At 36.4% G+C, this 16,923-nt stretch carries 15 protein-coding genes; 9 read left to right on the forward strand and 6 right to left on the reverse strand.

Annotated features, from left to right (window positions below; translation table 11 throughout):
* Positions 1–69: 69 nt before the first annotated feature.
* Positions 70–1,056, forward strand: a complete 987-nt coding sequence (locus ACFQ0R_RS02810; RefSeq protein ID WP_379656855.1) for a DUF1028 domain-containing protein — start codon at positions 70–72, stop codon at positions 1,054–1,056.
* 3 nt (positions 1,057–1,059) lie between these two features.
* A complete protein-coding gene (locus ACFQ0R_RS02815) occupies positions 1,060–2,085 on the forward strand; it encodes an isoaspartyl peptidase/L-asparaginase family protein (RefSeq protein ID WP_379656856.1) in 1,026 nt (341 codons plus the stop codon).
* Between the two features lie 8 nt (positions 2,086–2,093).
* Here the strand turns inward: ACFQ0R_RS02815 and ACFQ0R_RS02820 are convergent, their stop codons facing one another.
* Positions 2,094–4,112 carry a thioredoxin domain-containing protein gene (locus tag ACFQ0R_RS02820; protein WP_379656857.1) on the reverse strand — a complete coding sequence of 673 codons (2,019 nt, stop codon included), beginning with the start codon at positions 4,110–4,112 and terminating at the stop codon, positions 2,094–2,096.
* Positions 4,113–4,280: 168 nt separating this feature from the next.
* Between ACFQ0R_RS02820 and ACFQ0R_RS02825 the strand changes: the two genes are divergently transcribed.
* Positions 4,281–4,976 (forward strand): CoA transferase subunit A, encoded by a 696-nt coding sequence (locus tag ACFQ0R_RS02825; RefSeq protein WP_379656858.1) that lies wholly within the window; start codon positions 4,281–4,283, stop codon positions 4,974–4,976.
* Positions 4,977–4,999: 23 nt separating this feature from the next.
* Complete coding sequence (locus ACFQ0R_RS02830; RefSeq protein WP_379656859.1) at positions 5,000–5,653, forward strand: CoA transferase subunit B; 654 nt, start codon at positions 5,000–5,002, stop codon at positions 5,651–5,653.
* Positions 5,654–5,723: 70 nt separating this feature from the next.
* On the opposite strand, the gene ACFQ0R_RS02835 is transcribed toward ACFQ0R_RS02830, so the two are convergent.
* The 5 genes from ACFQ0R_RS02835 to ACFQ0R_RS02855 form a co-directional block, all read right to left on the reverse strand.
* Complete coding sequence (locus ACFQ0R_RS02835; protein WP_379656860.1) at positions 5,724–5,999, reverse strand: F0F1 ATP synthase subunit epsilon; 276 nt, start codon at positions 5,997–5,999, stop codon at positions 5,724–5,726.
* Positions 6,000–6,014: 15 nt separating this feature from the next.
* The gene (gene atpD, locus ACFQ0R_RS02840; RefSeq protein ID WP_379656861.1) at positions 6,015–7,526 is read right to left on the reverse strand and encodes a F0F1 ATP synthase subunit beta; all 1,512 of its coding nucleotides are present in this window, start codon (positions 7,524–7,526) and stop codon (positions 6,015–6,017) included.
* A 121-nt stretch (positions 7,527–7,647) separates the two neighbouring features.
* Positions 7,648–9,495 (reverse strand): glutamine--fructose-6-phosphate transaminase (isomerizing), encoded by a 1,848-nt coding sequence (glmS, locus tag ACFQ0R_RS02845; RefSeq protein ID WP_379656862.1) that lies wholly within the window; start codon positions 9,493–9,495, stop codon positions 7,648–7,650.
* 14 nt (positions 9,496–9,509) lie between these two features.
* Positions 9,510–11,072, reverse strand: a complete 1,563-nt coding sequence (locus tag ACFQ0R_RS02850; RefSeq protein ID WP_379656863.1) for a DUF4270 domain-containing protein — start codon at positions 11,070–11,072, stop codon at positions 9,510–9,512.
* 4 nt (positions 11,073–11,076) lie between these two features.
* A complete protein-coding gene (locus tag ACFQ0R_RS02855) occupies positions 11,077–11,898 on the reverse strand; it encodes a glycogen/starch synthase (RefSeq protein ID WP_379656864.1) in 822 nt (273 codons plus the stop codon).
* 109 nt (positions 11,899–12,007) lie between these two features.
* On the opposite strand from ACFQ0R_RS02855, the gene panC reads away from it, so the two are divergent.
* From panC to radA, 5 genes are read left to right on the forward strand one after another with little or no spacing between them, the layout of a single operon-like run.
* Complete coding sequence (gene panC / locus ACFQ0R_RS02860; RefSeq protein ID WP_379656865.1) at positions 12,008–12,856, forward strand: pantoate--beta-alanine ligase; 849 nt, start codon at positions 12,008–12,010, stop codon at positions 12,854–12,856.
* Positions 12,857–12,859: 3 nt separating this feature from the next.
* Positions 12,860–13,207: an aspartate 1-decarboxylase gene (gene panD / locus ACFQ0R_RS02865; protein ID WP_379656866.1), complete on the forward strand. Its 348-nt coding sequence runs from the start codon at positions 12,860–12,862 to the stop codon at positions 13,205–13,207.
* Positions 13,208–13,212: 5 nt separating this feature from the next.
* Complete coding sequence (locus ACFQ0R_RS02870) at positions 13,213–14,175, forward strand: lysylphosphatidylglycerol synthase transmembrane domain-containing protein (protein ID WP_379656867.1); 963 nt, start codon at positions 13,213–13,215, stop codon at positions 14,173–14,175.
* Positions 14,176–14,207: 32 nt separating this feature from the next.
* Positions 14,208–15,353 carry an alpha/beta hydrolase gene (locus tag ACFQ0R_RS02875; protein WP_379656868.1) on the forward strand — a complete coding sequence of 382 codons (1,146 nt, stop codon included), beginning with the start codon at positions 14,208–14,210 and terminating at the stop codon, positions 15,351–15,353.
* 4 nt (positions 15,354–15,357) lie between these two features.
* Positions 15,358–16,719, forward strand: coding sequence for a DNA repair protein RadA (gene radA / locus ACFQ0R_RS02880; protein WP_379657438.1), 1,362 nt, complete (start codon positions 15,358–15,360; stop codon positions 16,717–16,719).
* Positions 16,720–16,923: the final 204 nt, after the last annotated feature.

Consider the following 16,923-nt stretch of genomic DNA (forward strand, 5'->3'; position numbering starts at 1 on the left):
TTTATTTTCGTTCAAAAAATGATATGAACTTAAAATTAAAAACTCATTATTATTATATAAAATTAAAAAATGATTTATAAATGCATAATTTTTTGCGGTTTTCTTATTCAATTTGCTTCATATGCTCAGAAACCTGCAAACTCAGATAAATTTGCTCATACTTTTTCGATTGTAGCTCAAGATCCAAAAACAGGCGATATGGCTGTAGGTGTACAGAGCCATTGGTTTTCTGTAGGCACTGCTGTTCCATGGGGGAAGTCTGGAGTTGGTGTTGTAGCCACTCAGTCATTTGTAAATCAACGCTATGGCTATGAAGGATTAAAGTTGATGGAACAAGGTCTTACTGCTTCTGAAGCTTTAGAAAAGTTAAAAAAGGAAGATGAAGGTGCTGCGTTTAGGCAAGTAGCTATGCTTTCCAATGATGGAACAATCGCCGCTTTTACTGGAGAAAAATGTGTAGAGGCTGCTCTTCATCTTGTAGAGGACACTTATAGCATACAAGCCAATATGATGGAAGATGAAAACGTTGTTTACGCGATGAGAGCCGCTTTTGAAGAAAATAGTGGTCTTGATCTTGCAGAACGTGTTGTTGCTGCTATGAAAGCTGCTCAAGCAAGCGGAGGTGACATAAGAGGGAAACAATCTTCTGCACTTATAGTTGTCGGCAAAGATGCTCCGGAACAGCCGTGGCTAGATAAAAAGATAGATTTAAGAGTTGAAGACCATAAAACTCCTGTAGAAGAACTTTCACGTCTCCTTAATAGCCACAGGGCTTATGAATATATGGAGAAAGGTGATGTTGCCATGGAAAATGAAGATCCAAAAGCAGCTTTGGAAGCTTATCATACAGCTGAAAAGTTATTACCTAATAATGAAGAAATAAAATTCTGGAAAGCTGTTGCTCTTGTAAATTCTGATCAAGTTAAAATGTCTATTCCTATATTTGAACGTTTATTTATGAACGATGAGCGCTGGCAGAGACTTTTGAAACGTCTACCCTCCTCCAATTTAATAACCATAGATAAATCTGCTTTAGATTACTTATTAAACCTATAAATCATGAAATACTCAATTTTATTACTCATTAGTTTACTTTTCATTGCATGTCACGATTCGCCAAAACTTAGCAAAGAAAAAAATATTCCGCAGGAACAAAAATTCGGAATTGTTATTCATGGTGGAGCTGGTGTTATCAAAAAAGAAAACATGACGGACTCCTTGCAAAAAGCTTATGAAGAAAAACTTGAAGAAGCCATCAGCGTTGGACATAAAATTCTCTCAGAAGGAGGAACTGCTCTTGAAGCTGTTCAAAAAACTATTAACGTTATGGAAAATTCTCCACTTTTCAATTCTGGCAAAGGCGCTGTTTTGAATGCAGGTGGTGTTGCAGAATTAGACGCTTCCATAATGGAAGGTAAAACCAGGAATGCAGGAGCTATATCTGGAGTTCAGCACATCAAGAACCCTATCAATTTAGCTTTAAAGGTTATGGAAGAATCAGATCATGTGATGCTTAGCGCATCTGGCGCGGAAGAGTTTGCAAAACTGCACGAGCTTGAATTTGTTGATAATGCTTACTTCATTACCGAAAGAAGAAAAAAAGCATTAGAATCCTCCAAAGCAAGAGAACAGGGTGTTTCTTCCAACGAATTTTACCTAAGTAATGAAAAATACGGAACTGTAGGCTGTGCCGCTTTGGATAAAGAAGGGAATTTAGCTGCCGGAACCTCTACTGGAGGAATGACAAATAAGAAGTTCGGTAGAATTGGAGATTCTCCAATTATAGGTGCTGGAACTTATGCTAATAATAAAACCTGTGCGATTTCTGCTACGGGTCATGGTGAGTATTTTATAAGAGGTGTTGTCGCGCATGATATTTCTGCAATGATGGAATACCAAGGCATTAGTTTGGAAAAAGCAGCTCAACGAGTCATCCAAAAAAAGCTGACAGACATGGGTGGAACTGGAGGAATTATTGGAATTGACAGCAAAGGAAAAGTGGTGATGGAATTCAACACACCTGGGATGTTCCGAGCTACTAAAAACATGAAAGGAGAAACTGAAATAAAAATGTATAAAGATTAATTAAGTTATTACTTCAATTGTTCTTTTGCTTTTTCTATATCTGAAGTAGGCTGTTGACATGTTTTATTCTCACAAACGTAAATAATCGTTTCTGAAGAGTTTTTTGGCAGCTTGTTTTCTAAAAGTGACAGATCTTCACTTTGACCTCCAAGAAAAATACAATTGCTATGATATTCTGCCTGAAGCTCAAGACTCAAATCTTGAGCTTTTTCTCCCATTATAGCGACTTCGTAAAAAGGATATGTCAACCATCCGTAAAGAATTTGCCAGTTTGCTGCATAAGGTCCGGATTTGTATAATTTTGACTCTACCTGATTTAGCATTCGTTTGGAGGCTTCCAAGTAATTATCATTATCAAAAAATTTACCCAACAGAAAAAGTGACTTAGCAAATGAAGAGTTTGATGCTGGAATTACATTATCATTGACTTCATATGTTTTTGAAATTAGTTCTTCACTGTTTTTTGATGTGAATTGAAACATCGAAGAGGATTCAGTTTTGAAATCTTTAATGCAGACTTCTACAAAGTCTTTCGCTTTCATTAAATAATCAATTTTAAATGTGACCTGATATAAATTGATAAGCGCCTCAATGGTAAAAGCATAATCTTCAAGAAAACCTGTAATCGATTTATCGTTTTTATGGGTACGTAAAAGTTGATTATTATCAATTATTCGTGTTTTCAATAAATACTGAGTAGTTGACTCAGCCAATTCGAGATATTTCTCCCTTCTCAGAGCTTTAAAGGCATCCACAAAGCCAGTAATCATCATAGCATTCCAGGATGTGATTAGTTTGTCATCGAGCGCAGGACGGATTCTTTTTTTTCTTCGAGAATCAAGTTTTTCTTTTAAATTTTCAAGATCTTTATTAAAAGATTCAACATCCAAATTTTTAGCTTTAGCATACTCTTGAGGCGATTGATTTGTAAACAATATATTATTTGAAGACTCCCAGTTTCCGCGTTTTGTTATATTGAAATAGTCCTCAACTAAAGCTAATTCTTTGTCAGAAAGCAATTCAGATAGCTCCTTATACCTCCACACATAATACTTCCCCTCTTCACCTTCGCTATCGGCATCTAATGCTGAATAAAATCCTGCTTCAGAATGTTTTAATTCCCGTGTTATAAAATCAATCGTTTCAGAAATAACTTTTTTATAATGTAGTTTTGGAAATGTTTTATAGGCGTTGGCGTATAAACTCACAAGCAATGCATTGTCATAAAGCATTTTTTCAAAATGAGGTGCAAACCACTTATCGTCTACTGCATATCTTGAGAAACCACCCCCAATCTGATCATAAATCCCTCCAAAAGCCATTTCATCCAGAGTTTTCAGAAGAGCCTCCGCAGCAAAATGATCATTAGTATTTTGATAGTATTGAAGTAAAAACTGCCAAGAATTGGACATGGGAAATTTTGGGGCTCCGTTGAAGCCACCATTTTGAAGGTCGACTAGTTTTCGCCAGTTCATTAAAAAATCACGATAATTGGAAACTTTGAAGTTTTCGTTAGCTTCAACCGGAGAAAACTCCTGGCCTATTTTAATGCCTTCTGTAAGCTTTTCTGCGGTTTCCAATAATTGGTCATAGCTGTTATCATAAGCCTTTGCTACATTTGCCAAGACTTTCTTCCAGTTATCTTTCGGAAAATAAGTAGCTGCATAAAAAGGCCTACCATCTGGCAAAGCAAAAGCATTTAAAGGCCAGCCGCCTCTACCTGTCAACATTTGAGCAGCCTCCATATATATATGATCGATGTCTGGTCGCTCCTCCCTATCTATTTTTATGCATATAAAATGTTTATTCATCAGCTTAGCCACCTCTTCATCTTCAAAAGATTCGTGAGCCATAACATGACACCAATGACAAGCTGCATACCCTATACTAATAAGCAAAGGCCTATTTTCCTTCTTTGCGCGATTGAGTACTTCCGGGCTCCATTCTTCCCAATTAACTGGATTACCCGCATGCTGTAATAAATATGGGCTTGTAGCGTGTATTAAGTTATTCTGAGTCTTGGACATGAAGCTTTTTTTTTAAAATTACAATTTAAAATGCCTACTGAAATTAAAGTCGTCTTAAATCTGATGTCTTAAGAAAAAACCTAAAACTTCATTATAATTTTTATTTCGATATTTTTAAAATTGGAAAGCGTTCTAAAATTCAGTATTTTCAACCTAAATAAAAAATCAATGATTAATAAAACTGTAAATAATGTAACTGAAGCATTAGAAGGGGTTCAAGATGGTATGACTTTTATGCTAGGAGGCTTTGGTCTTAGTGGTATTCCAGAAAATTCTATCAAAGAGCTTGTGAAGCGTAACATTCAAGACGTTACTTGTATTTCTAATAATGCCGGAGTGGATGATTTCGGTCTTGGTCTTCTTTTAAAAAAGAAACAAATCAAGAAAATGATATCCTCTTATGTAGGTGAAAATGCTGAATTTGAACGCCAAATGTTGAGCGGAGAATTGGAGGTAGAATTAATTCCTCAGGGAACGCTCGCAGAGCGCTGCAGAGCAGCGCAAAATGGAATTCCTGCTTTCTATACTCCAGCAGGTTATGGTACAGAAGTAGCCGAAGGTAAAGAAGTACGAGACTTTGATGGTAAGCCTCACATTATGGAAAAAGCTTTTGTAGCTGATTTTGCTTTCGTTAAAGCCTGGAAAGGTGACGAAGCTGGTAATTTGATTTTTAAAGGGACTGCTCGTAACTTTAATCCTTTAATGTGTGGCGCAGCGAAAGTCACCGTAGTAGAGGTTGAAGAATTAGTAAAACCCAGAGAGCTTGATCCAAATTTCGTTCATATACCTGGCATATTTGTTCAGCGCATTTTCCAGGGAGAAACCTATGAAAAGCGAATTGAACAACGAACCACTCAATCATAAATTCATCTTTAGAAATTATAATTATGTTAGATAAAAATGGAATCGCGAAACGAATTGCTCAAGAAGTGCAGGATGGATTTTATGTCAATCTTGGTATTGGCATCCCAACTTTGGTAGCCAATTACGTTCGTAACGATATAGAATTGGAATTTCAAAGTGAGAATGGAATTCTAGGTATGGGACCTTTTCCTAAGGAAGAAGAGGTAGATGCAGATCTTATCAATGCTGGAAAACAAACGATCACCGCTCTTCCTGGAGCTAGCTTTTTTGACTCCTCTATGAGTTTTGGAATGATACGTGGTCAACATGTAGACCTTACTATTTTAGGAGCGATGGAAGTCGCTCAAAATGGAAACATAGCCAACTGGAAAATTCCCGGTAAGATGGTGAAGGGTATGGGCGGTGCTATGGATCTCGTAGGTTCAGCAAAAAATATTATCGTAGCTATGATGCACACCAACAAAGCTGGTGAATCCAAATTATTGAAGTCCTGCTCACTTCCTCTTACCGGAGTTGAATGTGTTACCAAAATCGTAACAAACATGGCTGTTTTGGATATTGTAGATAAAAAATTCAGATTACTTGAACGTGCTCCAGGAGTAAGCGTCGAGGAAATTCAAAAAGCAACAGAAGGCGATTTAATCATAGAAGGTGACATTCCTGAAATGTCGATTTAGATAAGTTTTCAAAATAAAAAAAGGGCTAATCGAATCGATTAGCCCTTTTTTTATTTTACATCGATAATCATTAATCGATAAGTATAACCACTTTATTGTCTTGTAATTCAATTACACCTCCAGAAATGTCAAAGTTTAATTTAGAATCTTTTTCATAAAACTTATCCTTTGATTTTTTTGGCAATGTTACAGAGGAATCTAATTTAATGGTGCCCTTTTGAAGTACCGAAACTACAGGCGCGTGATTGTCCAAAATTTGGAATTCTCCATTTATACCTGGGACATTCACAGATTTAACCTCTTCACTGAGTATAATTTGTTCTGGACTTACTATTTCTAGATGCATTGAGTATATTTTTTACTAGTCTTCTTCTTTCAACATTTTTTCTCCTGCCTCGATAGCCTCTTCAATAGAACCTTTTAAGTTGAAAGCAGATTCTGGAATGTGATCAAGCTCACCGTCCATGATCATATTGAAACCTTTAATGGTTTCTTTGATATCAACAAGAACTCCCTTAAGCCCTGTAAACTGTTCTGCTACATGGAAAGGTTGAGATAAGAATCTCTGTACACGTCTTGCTCTGGATACAGACAGTTTATCTTCTTCAGATAATTCCTCCATACCTAAAATAGCAATGATATCTTGTAATTCTTTATATTTTTGAAGTAACTCTTTGACGCGCTGTGCACAGTCGTAGTGATCATCACCTAAAATATCTCTAGTCAGAATTCTTGATGTAGAATCCAATGGGTCAACCGCAGGGTAAATACCAAGTTCTGCAATCTTCCTTGAAAGCACTGTAGTAGCATCTAAGTGAGAGAAAGTTGTTGCAGGCGCAGGATCCGTCAAGTCATCTGCAGGAACATATACTGCTTGTACAGATGTAATAGAACCTTTCTTAGTTGAAGTAATACGTTCTTGCATCGCTCCCATTTCGGTTGCTAAGGTTGGCTGGTAACCAACAGCAGAAGGCATACGACCAAGTAATGCAGAAACTTCAGAACCAGCTTGTGTAAATCTAAAGATATTATCAACAAAGAAAAGGACATCTTTGCCTTGAGCTTCTCCAGCTCCATCACGGAAATATTCTGCAATTGTAAGACCAGATAAAGCTACTCTAGCACGTGCTCCAGGTGGTTCGTTCATTTGTCCAAATACGAAAGTTGCTTTCGATTCTTTCATCCCGGCTTTATCAACTTTTTTCAAGTCCCATCCACCTTCTTCCATTGAATGCATAAAATCATCACCGTATTTTATAATACCTGATTCTAACATCTCACGAAGTAAGTCGTTTCCTTCTCTCGTACGCTCTCCAACACCGGCAAAAACAGAAAGACCACCATGACCTTTAGCAATGTTATTAATTAATTCTTGGATAAGTACTGTTTTACCAACACCTGCACCACCAAACAAACCAATTTTACCGCCTTTTGAATAAGGCTCAATTAAGTCAATCACTTTAATTCCAGTAAATAGAACTTCGGTAGAAACTGCTAAATCCTCAAATTTAGGAGCATCTCTGTGAATCGACATCCCATCTTTTTCAGTTTTAGGAAGATCTCCAAGTCCATCAATAGCATCTCCAGTCACATTAAATAAACGACCATAAATGTCTTTACCGACGGGCATTTGTATTGGGTTTCCTGTACTTAGAACTTCAACTCCTCGGCTTAAACCGTCTGCAGAATCCATCGAAATGGTTCTGACTGTGTTTTCTCCAATGTGAGATTGAACTTCAAGAATGAGGTCTGATTTGTTTTCACGTTTGACTTCCAAAGAATCGTAGATTCTTGGTAAGTCTTTTGTGTTTTCGAATTCTACATCGATAACTGGACCAATGATTTGAGTGATTTTACCTTTAACTTTAGACATTATCTAAGGATTTTATTTATTGGACTTTCTAAGAAAATCCGAATTTAAAATTTTTGCAAATATATATTATTTAAATAAATCTTTTATTGCAATATGCTATTTTGTAAATAATTCATTTTATCTATTCTACCGTTACAGATTTTGCAAGATTTCTCGGTTGATCAACATTTTTACCTAACATCACTGCGATATGATAGGAAAACAGTTGCAAAGGAATAGTTGTAAGTAGCGGTGTAAGAGCTTCAAACGTTTCTGGAACCTCTATCACATGGTCTGCCATATTCTTTACAGATGTATCACCTTCGGTTACAATAGCGATAATTTTACCTTTTCTAGACTTTATTTCTTGAATATTACTGACTACTTTCTCATAATGCCCTTTTTTCGTAGCAATAACAACTACCGGCATTTGTTCGTCAATTAGTGCTATTGGGCCATGCTTCATTTCTGCTGCAGGATAACCTTCAGCATGAATATATGAAATCTCCTTAAGCTTCAAAGCTCCTTCTAAGGCAACAGGAAAGTTATATCCTCTCCCTAAGTAAAGACAGTTTTTTGCATTTTTATAAACTTCTGCCACCTTAATTATATGCTTATTAGACTCTAAAGCCTTTTCTATTTTTGAAGGAATTTGTTCCATCTCATTCAAATACATATGATAATCTGAATTTGAAATAGAACCTTTAGCTTTACCAAGTTTAAGAGCAATTAATGTAAGAATCGTAATCTGAGTTGTAAATGCTTTAGTAGATGCTACACCTATTTCCGGACCAGCATGTGTGTAAGCGCCTGCATGAGTTTCTCTTGAAATCGACGACCCTACTACATTACATACTCCAAATACAAAAGCTCCATTTTCTTTAGCCAACTTAATAGCAGCCATTGTATCTGCTGTCTCTCCACTTTGAGAAATTGCAATTACCACGTCGTCTTTGTTAATGACAGGGTTTCTGTATCTGAATTCTGACGCATATTCAACCTCAACAGGAATCCTTGCTAAATCTTCAAAAATATATTCAGAAACAAGACCAGCGTGCCAAGAAGTTCCACAAGCTACTACTACAATCCGTTTAGCGTTTAGAAATCTTTCAAGATTATCATCAACTCCAGCCATCCTAATAATTCCTCGGTCAGCTAACATTCTACCTCTGTAAGTATCTTTTATTGCACTTGGTTGCTCATAGATTTCTTTCAGCATAAAATGATCATACCCTGCTTTTTCAATTTGGTCAAGATTCAGCTGAAGTTTTTGCACATAAGGATCCACAAGCGTATCATCCTTTATTTTTCTAACTTTCACATGCTTGCCCAACCTTACAACAGCCATTTCACCATCTTCAAGGTAAATAGCTTTTTTTGTATACTCTATAAATGGAGAAGCGTCTGAAGCGATGTAATATTCATCATCTCCAACCCCAATAGCTAAAGGGCTACCAAGTCTTGCAACTACTATCTCATTAGGCTTAGTTTTATCAAATACTGCTATAGCATAAGCGCCGATAGTCTGATTAAGGGCAATCTGGACTGCTTTGCCCAATTTAACCTCTTCATTGGTCATTATATCCTCAATTAAGTTCACGAGAACTTCTGTATCTGTATCTGAAACAAATTTATAACCTCTATTCTGGAGCTCAGTTTTTAAGGATTCATAATTTTCTATTATACCATTATGAATAATCGCTAATTTCCCAGAATTGGAATAATGAGGATGAGAGTTCACATCATTAGGTTCTCCGTGGGTAGCCCATCTAGTATGACCAATACCTACGGTTCCAACGAGATCAATTTCAGATTCACACTTATTTTGAAGGTCGGCGACTTTTCCTTTTGTTTTACAAATATTAAGATCTTTACCATCATATATCGCTATACCAGCACTATCATAACCTCTGTATTCAAGACGTTTTAATCCTTTTAGTATAATAGGGTAAGCTTGTTCTTTCCCTATGTATCCAACAATTCCACACATGATAAAATAATTAGTTAGTTAGTTTCAGTATAAATGATTCTCAGCTTTAGCTTTTTTGATTCGGTAGCAGATTGATTCCCGTGGATGACAATACCTCTTGGAGTTTCCATCATGCCCCTGAGCACATTTTCCGAAATTCCTAACTGAGGGTTTTTAGTTTTAACAAGACTTGGTTCGTTCACATTGGGTGAAACATATACACCCAACCTGACATTAGTCGAGTCATTATTAATTACGTTATTGATATGTGATGTCAGTCTAATTCTGTAAAATAAGTCTCCATTATCATCCTCTGACAAAGGTCCTAAGTGAACTTGTCTTGATAAATTTGGGTTATCTGAAGCTGTAGGATCCCTTAGATAATCTTCTAAAACTTCCTCTTCATCTAGGTTAAATAAAAATACTCTTCCGATTCTATTTTTTGAATTTGGAGCTACTTCTTCGTTTATATAAAGGTCTAAATTAGCTTCGTTGATAAGCCAATTATTAGATCTCAACTCATCTAACTCATCTGAATATCCGTTACCATCAGTGTCTGGTCCAGAAAAAAGTTCAATTATACCTGAAGAACCTTCACCACCTTTTAGATAAATGTTTTCCTCGCCTTGAATTGTATCTTGACTGGATAAATCTACATTGAAATCATTTTCGTAAAGATTCAATTTTATGCCATTAAAACTCAAAGTAAACTTGTTATATCTCGTCTCAACTGTTGTCTCACCCTCAGCATTTTCTTCCTCAACTTCATTTCTGTAATATATTGTGATGTTAGCATCGGTATTTTGAAAATTGAACATGGACATGCTCAACACTGGCTGTTGTTGTTCAGCCTCTAAAAGAAATCCTCGTAAATAATTCCTGAAAGCAGAATTACTAGAAAGAACTTCCTTATTGGGAGCATTTATAATTTTTTCTTGAAAATATTGAGTTGGCATTTTGATCCGAATTCTCGGAGACAAATTCAGTGTATCTAAGCCACCATCAAAAGTCGTCTCAACCAAAACAACTGGATCTGTAAGATCTGCAGGCTTAATAACTTCTGAAGTTACAATAGGCTCCGATTCTATATTGGGACTAAACTCATCAAGCTGATTTGTATAGTAGAATTGTCTTTCTTGAAAATCCCCATCTGGTCCCGGATTTAAATCTCTCAAAAATTGATTGGATTGATACACATTAAGCTTAAAACTCCCACTTCCATATACAGAGTCTAGCTCATATTCATTTTCTTCGACTTGTCTACTATAAAAAGGGAGCGTCATGACGACAGAGTCTATAACTGGATTTGTACCAAAATCTGGATTAGTTTGAACTAAACCTACTTGGGTGAGTAATTTAGTTTCAGACAAACCGAACACAGGATCTGAATAATGTCCTATAAAATAATTTCTAAATCCATTGGTTTGAATAGCGTTATGCTTTTCGCTATAGGCTATTACATTTTCGCTTTCATAGGGAGGCTGCACTTCTATACTGTTAATAAAGTCTGTACCAACTTCTGAATATTCATTTTCGCAAGAAAATAAAAAAGTTAAAACTATAATTGAAGCTAAACTTCTTATTGCAAATTTCGACATAAAATTAATCTTCTTCTTCGTTTAAAATATCTCTTAGGTAGTAAGTCTGGTATGCGTTTGCCATCTCCTCTCTCTTCACGTATGGTAATATTGGTAATTCTGAGTTTTCAATGTAGGCTTGAAGTTCATCCGAAATTTCCTCGCTCCCTATTACTAAACCATCAGAATTATCTATAGCAACTTTCAATAAGTTGTCATGAGTAGGATTGTCCAAATGCAAAACTGCATCATCTTCTATACCATCAAATAAAACTTTCTTTTTCATCTCATCATCTAACGGCCCTTCAAAGCTTTGATTGTACAAAGAAGTAACAATTTTAGCATCAGAAAACAAAGGTTCATTTCCGTAATAATGCCTCAAATACATTGGCAACAAGGAAGACATCCATCCATGAACATGAATAATATCTGGAGACCAATTTAATTTCTTTACAGTTTCAATAACTCCTTTTGCAAAAAAGATTGCACGCTCGTCATTATCATCAAACAATTCACCATCCTCATCAGAAAAAGTTGCTTTTCTTTTGAAATAATCTTCATTATCTATAAAATACACCTGCATTCTTTCCTTTGGAATAGAAGCTACTTTTATAATAAGTGGCATATCTAAATCATTGATAACCAAATTCATCCCGGAAAGTCTGATAACCTCGTGTAATTGATGCCTACGCTCATTTATATTTCCAAATCTTGGCATAAAAATTCGGGTTTGACCACCCGCTGCATTAATGAGTTTTGGAGCTTCAAAAGCAGCTGAAGAAATATCATTTTCCGGCAAATAAGGAACAACCTCAGATGAAACGTATAGTATGCGTTTATCTTTCATAAAATTTTTACATTAAAGATTAATGACAAAAAGTTTGCAAATTTACAAAAATTTATGCGGATTCACGCGAAAATATTAATATTGCAATCTTAATACATATACACAACTTGTGGTTATAAACTCAAAGACGTCTCTCCAAGAAACTCTAGAAATTGCTAGAAAAGAAGGAAAAATAATAGGACTTGTACCCACTATGGGAGCTTTACACGACGGGCATCTTTCCTTAATAAATTTCGCATACTCTCATTGCGACAAAGTTGTTGTTAGTGTTTTTGTAAATCCAACACAGTTCAATAACGCTTCAGATTTGGAAAAATATCCTCGCGATGTTACTAAAGACGCAGAATTCTTAAGAACCCATAATCCTGAAACAATTATTTTCACTCCTGAAGTAAGCGAGATTTATAGTGGTAAAGTAGAATCTGAATCTTTTGATTTTGGAAGCTTTGTTAACTACATGGAAGGAGAGTTTAGAACTGGACATTTTGATGGAGTCGGGAGTGTTTTAAAAAGACTTTTTGAAATCGTAAAACCAGACAAAGCGTTTTTTGGGGAGAAGGACTACCAGCAACTATTGGTCGTAAAGAAACTAGTTGAAATTACAGGTCAAGACGTTGAGATCATTGGTTGCCCAACTAGTAGAAATGAATTTGGTCTTGCTCAAAGCTCTAGAAATTTTCGCCTCACTGATTCAGAATTGAAAGAAGCAGAGTTGATTTATAAAGCTTTATCTAAAGTGAAAAAAATGTTTGACACAAATTCAATAAAAGAAATTGAAAATGATGTTGAGAAAATGTTTGAAGCTCACCCCTCTTTTGAACTTGAATATTTTTCTATCGTAAAAGAAGATGATCTCATCCCAACAACAAATAAAGAACCTAAACAAAAATACAGAGCGTTTATAGCAGCATTTCTTGGTGAAGTAAGACTAATTGACAACATGGCGCTCAACTATTAAATTATGCAAATACACCTCATAAAATCAAAAATACATCGCGTCACTGTTACAGGCGCAGATCTCAATTATATTGGCAGCATCACCATAGATGAAGATCTTATGGATGCTGCAAACATAATTGAAGGCGAAAAAATACAAGTTGTCAATAATTCCAATGGAGAGCGCCTAGAGACTTACGCCATTCCCGGACAAAGAGGGAGTGGAGAAATCACGCTAAATGGAGCCGCAGCAAGGAAAGTTTCTCCTGGAGATATTCTCATCTTAATGGCATATGCTATAATGACCCCGGAAGAAGCAAAATCCTTTAAGCCTAAACTTGTCTTTCCAAACGAAAGAAATTTGCTGAATTAACACTTATGAAAAAAGCCATAAAAAAATGGGTGAAGACTCTCGGCCCAATGGCTTTAGGAATTTTCTTTATTTGGTATTCCTTGTCAAAATTTTCTTCAGAAGAATTAAACCAATTATGGCTCAACATCAAAAATGTAGATCTCATTTGGGTTATTATATCCTTTATTATGGGAATTTTATCTCATTTATCTAGATCTTACAGATGGAAATACCTACTTGAACCCGTTCATATTACTCCAAAGTTTTACAACTGCTTTCTTTCTCTTATGCTTGGCTATCTTGCCAATCTCGGCATACCCAGATCTGGAGAAGTTTTAAGAGGCGCCACCCTTGCTTCCTATGAAAATGTTAAGTTTGAAAATACATTTGGCACTATCATAACAGAACGGCTCGTAGATTTGGTCATGCTATTATCTATAGTTGGTTTTACCTCTATTTCTCAAAGTGATAAGATATTTGATTTTTTCAGAAATCAAGATATTAACCCATTTTTCGGAGGATTGGTAATTCTTACTTTAATCCTTCTACTCATCATAGGTTTTAGAATAATAAAATATAGCAAACTTCCACTATTTCAAAAAATCAAAGGTTTCATAGTAGAACTTTTCAAAGGAATGAAAAGTGTGTTTTTAATGAAAAATAAAGCTTATTTCTTATTTCACACATTTGTGATCTGGGGGCTTTACGTAGGGATGTTTTATGTCTTAAAGTTTGCATTTCCAGAAACTCAAGAGCTTGGTCTGCAAGCTACTTTTGTAGCTTTCATTTTTGGAGCGTTTGCAATGAGTGTTACCAACGGTGGAATTGGACTTTACCCTATAGCAATTGGAATTGCTTTCAATGCGTTTGGAGTTTCCTCAGAAACAGGAGAAGCATTTGGATGGGTCATGTGGGGAACACAAACTGGTCTTGTTATCGTTTTAGGAGGCCTTTCGTTCCTGCTTTTACCTCTCCTCAACAGAAGATAATTTTATTAAATTAGCAACTTAAACCAAAAATTATGAGGCTAACCCTATTTTCTTTTTTATGCTTTTTTTCTTTTCATTCATTTTGTTTTTCCCAAACTGAATTCATTGAAGTTAATTCTTCAATCTTAAAAGAAACCAGACAAATCAAACTTCAGCTTCCTAGAAATTATTCTTCAAGCAAAAAGGAATACCCTGTTATTATAGTTTTGGACGGCGATTATTTGTTTGAGCCTTTCGCAGGAAATGCAGACTACCTCAGCTATTGGGAAATCATACCAGAATCTATTGTAGTAGGTATCAATCAGGCCGGATATAGAATGGAGGATGGAAATACAGATCCAGATAACGAACTACCAGTTTCCACAGGTGCTGATTTCTTTGAGTTTATAGGTTTTGAAGTACTTAAGTATATTGATGAAAATTACAGAACAACTCCATTTACGATAATTGCAGGTCTAGATTATATGGCTAATTTCTCAAACTTCTACCTGTTAAAAGAAAACCCACTTTTTAATGGCTACATCAACCTGAGTCCAGACACAACTTCTAAACTTCCAGAACGTCTCAAAAAAAAGCTGGATAAAATTGATACAAAAGTTTGGTATTACCTCGCCACATCAGAATACGACATCCCTGAATTGAAAACTAAAGCCAAAGAATTGGACTCGTATTTATCTATATGCAATAATCCCAATTTCAATTATCAATATGAAATTATAGAAGATGCGGATCATTTTAGCTTTGTGGCTGATGCGATACCTAAATCTTTACTTTCAATATTTTCTACCTACGGACCAATTTCAGATCTAGAATACGAATCAAAATTTCTTGAAGCTAAATCACCCGCCAATACTCTTGAAGACAAATACCTTACTATTCAAGAACTTTACGCCATTGAAATCCCAATTAGAATTGTAGATTTCCTAAAAACAGCAGAAGCTATTGAGGAAAAGGAATTATGGGACGATTATCAAAACTTGAGCAGACTAGCAAGGAAGCAGAGCTCTAACACAGTATTGCACAATTATTTTCAAGGCCGATATTTCGAGAAAATTGGTCAGCCCAAACGCGCTATTAAAGAATACCAGGCTGCATACGGACTAGATAGCGCAGGCTATCTCAATAGCGACGTGCTTCTTGGCAAAGCAGATGAACTCAAAAGAACCTACGGATACTAAAATTATGGCCAAAACCAAAACAACCTTCTTCTGTCAAAACTGTGGAGCTCAACATGCCAAATGGCAAGGCCAATGCAATGCTTGTAAAGAATGGAATACTTTAGTAGAAGAAGTAATTGACACTAAGCCAGAAAAGACCTGGAAACCCGCCAGTTCTTCTGCGCCCAAACGCATATCCAAACCCCAACGCATCAATGACATCAAGATTGGAAAAGAGATAAGGATCCCGACCTCCAACCAGGAGTTCAACCGTGTGCTGGGAGGAGGCATCGTCCCGGGAAGTATCACTTTACTTGGAGGCGAACCAGGGGTAGGAAAAAGTACGCTACTGCTTCAGCTTTCCCTGAGTTTTAATCAAAAAGTGCTTTACGTATCAGGAGAAGAAAGTCAACAGCAAATCAAAATGCGAGCAGAACGCATCCAAAAAGAAGAGTCCAATTGCTACATACTTTCAGAAACCAAAACTCAACTCATTTTTACTCAAATTGAGGCCTTGGAACCCGAAATCTTAATTATAGATTCCATCCAAACCCTTCATACCGATTATGTCGAAAGTTCGCCAGGTAGCGTTTCTCAGATTCGGGAATGCACGTCAGAGTTGATCAAATACGCTAAAGAAACCAATGTCCCGATTATTCTCATCGGTCACATCAATAAAGAAGGAAGCATTGCTGGTCCTAAAGTTTTGGAACACATGGTCGATACTGTGCTTCAATTTGAGGGTGACAAAAACTATGCTTACAGAATCTTAAGAGCACACAAAAACAGATTTGGTTCCACGCACGAATTAGGTATATACGAAATGCAGGCCGGAGGTTTGGTAGAAGTGTCTAACCCTTCAGACTTACTTATTTCAAAAACCGATACGCACTTAAGCGGTACGGCAATTGCCGCAACTCTGGAAGGCATGCGGCCTATGATGATTGAGATACAAGCCCTTGTGAGCTCTGCGGTTTACGGGACCCCACAGCGTTCTGCGACGGGTTATAATCTCAAACGACTCAATATGGTCTTGGCTGTTTTAGAAAAACGAGCAGGTTTTCGCTTGGGCGCCAAAGATGTGTTCCTCAACATCACAGGAGGCATCAGCATCGATGATCCCGCTATAGATCTAGCCGTGGTAGCTGCCATCCTATCCTCCAGCGAAGATGTGTCGATTCCTAAAGACATCTGCTTCGCAGCCGAAGTGGGTTTGGCTGGTGAAATCCGTCCTGTCACCAGAGTCGAACAACGCGTTATGGAAGCCGAAAAGCTCGGTTTTGCTTCGATTCTAATCTCCAAACAGAGCAAACTCCCCCGAAATGATTACAAAATCAAGGTGATTCGTGTGGCAAAAATTGAAGACGTTGTAGATGCTCTTTTTTAATTCTTAAGCTGAATTTGCCGGTTTTGACTTTCAAACTTAGCGATAGCTTGCCTTATGTGGTAAGTTAATTTAAGACGTATATGCTATTAGACGTTTGATAAAAGCTGAAAATATTTTATAATTTTAAGGCTTAAGAACGGATTAAAGCTTAACGCTAAGTTCATTTCAGATTTTTCCAAGACAGAGGGTCAATTTAGAATAAAT

Source organism: Psychroflexus salinarum (assembly GCF_042677225.1).
Taxonomy (GTDB): domain Bacteria; phylum Bacteroidota; class Bacteroidia; order Flavobacteriales; family Flavobacteriaceae; genus Psychroflexus; species Psychroflexus salinarum.

What these genes read in the sequence shown, in the direction of transcription:
- ACFQ0R_RS02810 (WP_379656855.1), top strand. Translation starts at nt 70, where the DNA reads ATGATTTATAAATGCATAATTTTTTGCGGTTTTCTTATTCAATTTGCT.
- ACFQ0R_RS02815 (WP_379656856.1), top strand. Translation starts at nt 1,060, where the DNA reads ATGAAATACTCAATTTTATTACTCATTAGTTTACTTTTCATTGCATGT.
- ACFQ0R_RS02820 (WP_379656857.1), bottom strand. Translation starts at nt 4,112, where the DNA reads ATGTCCAAGACTCAGAATAACTTAATACACGCTACAAGCCCATATTTA.
- ACFQ0R_RS02825 (WP_379656858.1), top strand. Translation starts at nt 4,281, where the DNA reads ATGATTAATAAAACTGTAAATAATGTAACTGAAGCATTAGAAGGGGTT.
- ACFQ0R_RS02830 (WP_379656859.1), top strand. Translation starts at nt 5,000, where the DNA reads ATGTTAGATAAAAATGGAATCGCGAAACGAATTGCTCAAGAAGTGCAG.
- ACFQ0R_RS02835 (WP_379656860.1), bottom strand. Translation starts at nt 5,999, where the DNA reads ATGCATCTAGAAATAGTAAGTCCAGAACAAATTATACTCAGTGAAGAG.
- atpD (WP_379656861.1), bottom strand. Translation starts at nt 7,526, where the DNA reads ATGTCTAAAGTTAAAGGTAAAATCACTCAAATCATTGGTCCAGTTATC.
- glmS (WP_379656862.1), bottom strand. Translation starts at nt 9,495, where the DNA reads ATGTGTGGAATTGTTGGATACATAGGGAAAGAACAAGCTTACCCTATT.
- ACFQ0R_RS02850 (WP_379656863.1), bottom strand. Translation starts at nt 11,072, where the DNA reads ATGTCGAAATTTGCAATAAGAAGTTTAGCTTCAATTATAGTTTTAACT.
- ACFQ0R_RS02855 (WP_379656864.1), bottom strand. Translation starts at nt 11,898, where the DNA reads ATGAAAGATAAACGCATACTATACGTTTCATCTGAGGTTGTTCCTTAT.
- panD (WP_379656866.1), top strand. Translation starts at nt 12,860, where the DNA reads ATGCAAATACACCTCATAAAATCAAAAATACATCGCGTCACTGTTACA.
- ACFQ0R_RS02870 (WP_379656867.1), top strand. Translation starts at nt 13,213, where the DNA reads ATGAAAAAAGCCATAAAAAAATGGGTGAAGACTCTCGGCCCAATGGCT.
- ACFQ0R_RS02875 (WP_379656868.1), top strand. Translation starts at nt 14,208, where the DNA reads ATGAGGCTAACCCTATTTTCTTTTTTATGCTTTTTTTCTTTTCATTCA.
- radA (WP_379657438.1), top strand. Translation starts at nt 15,358, where the DNA reads ATGGCCAAAACCAAAACAACCTTCTTCTGTCAAAACTGTGGAGCTCAA.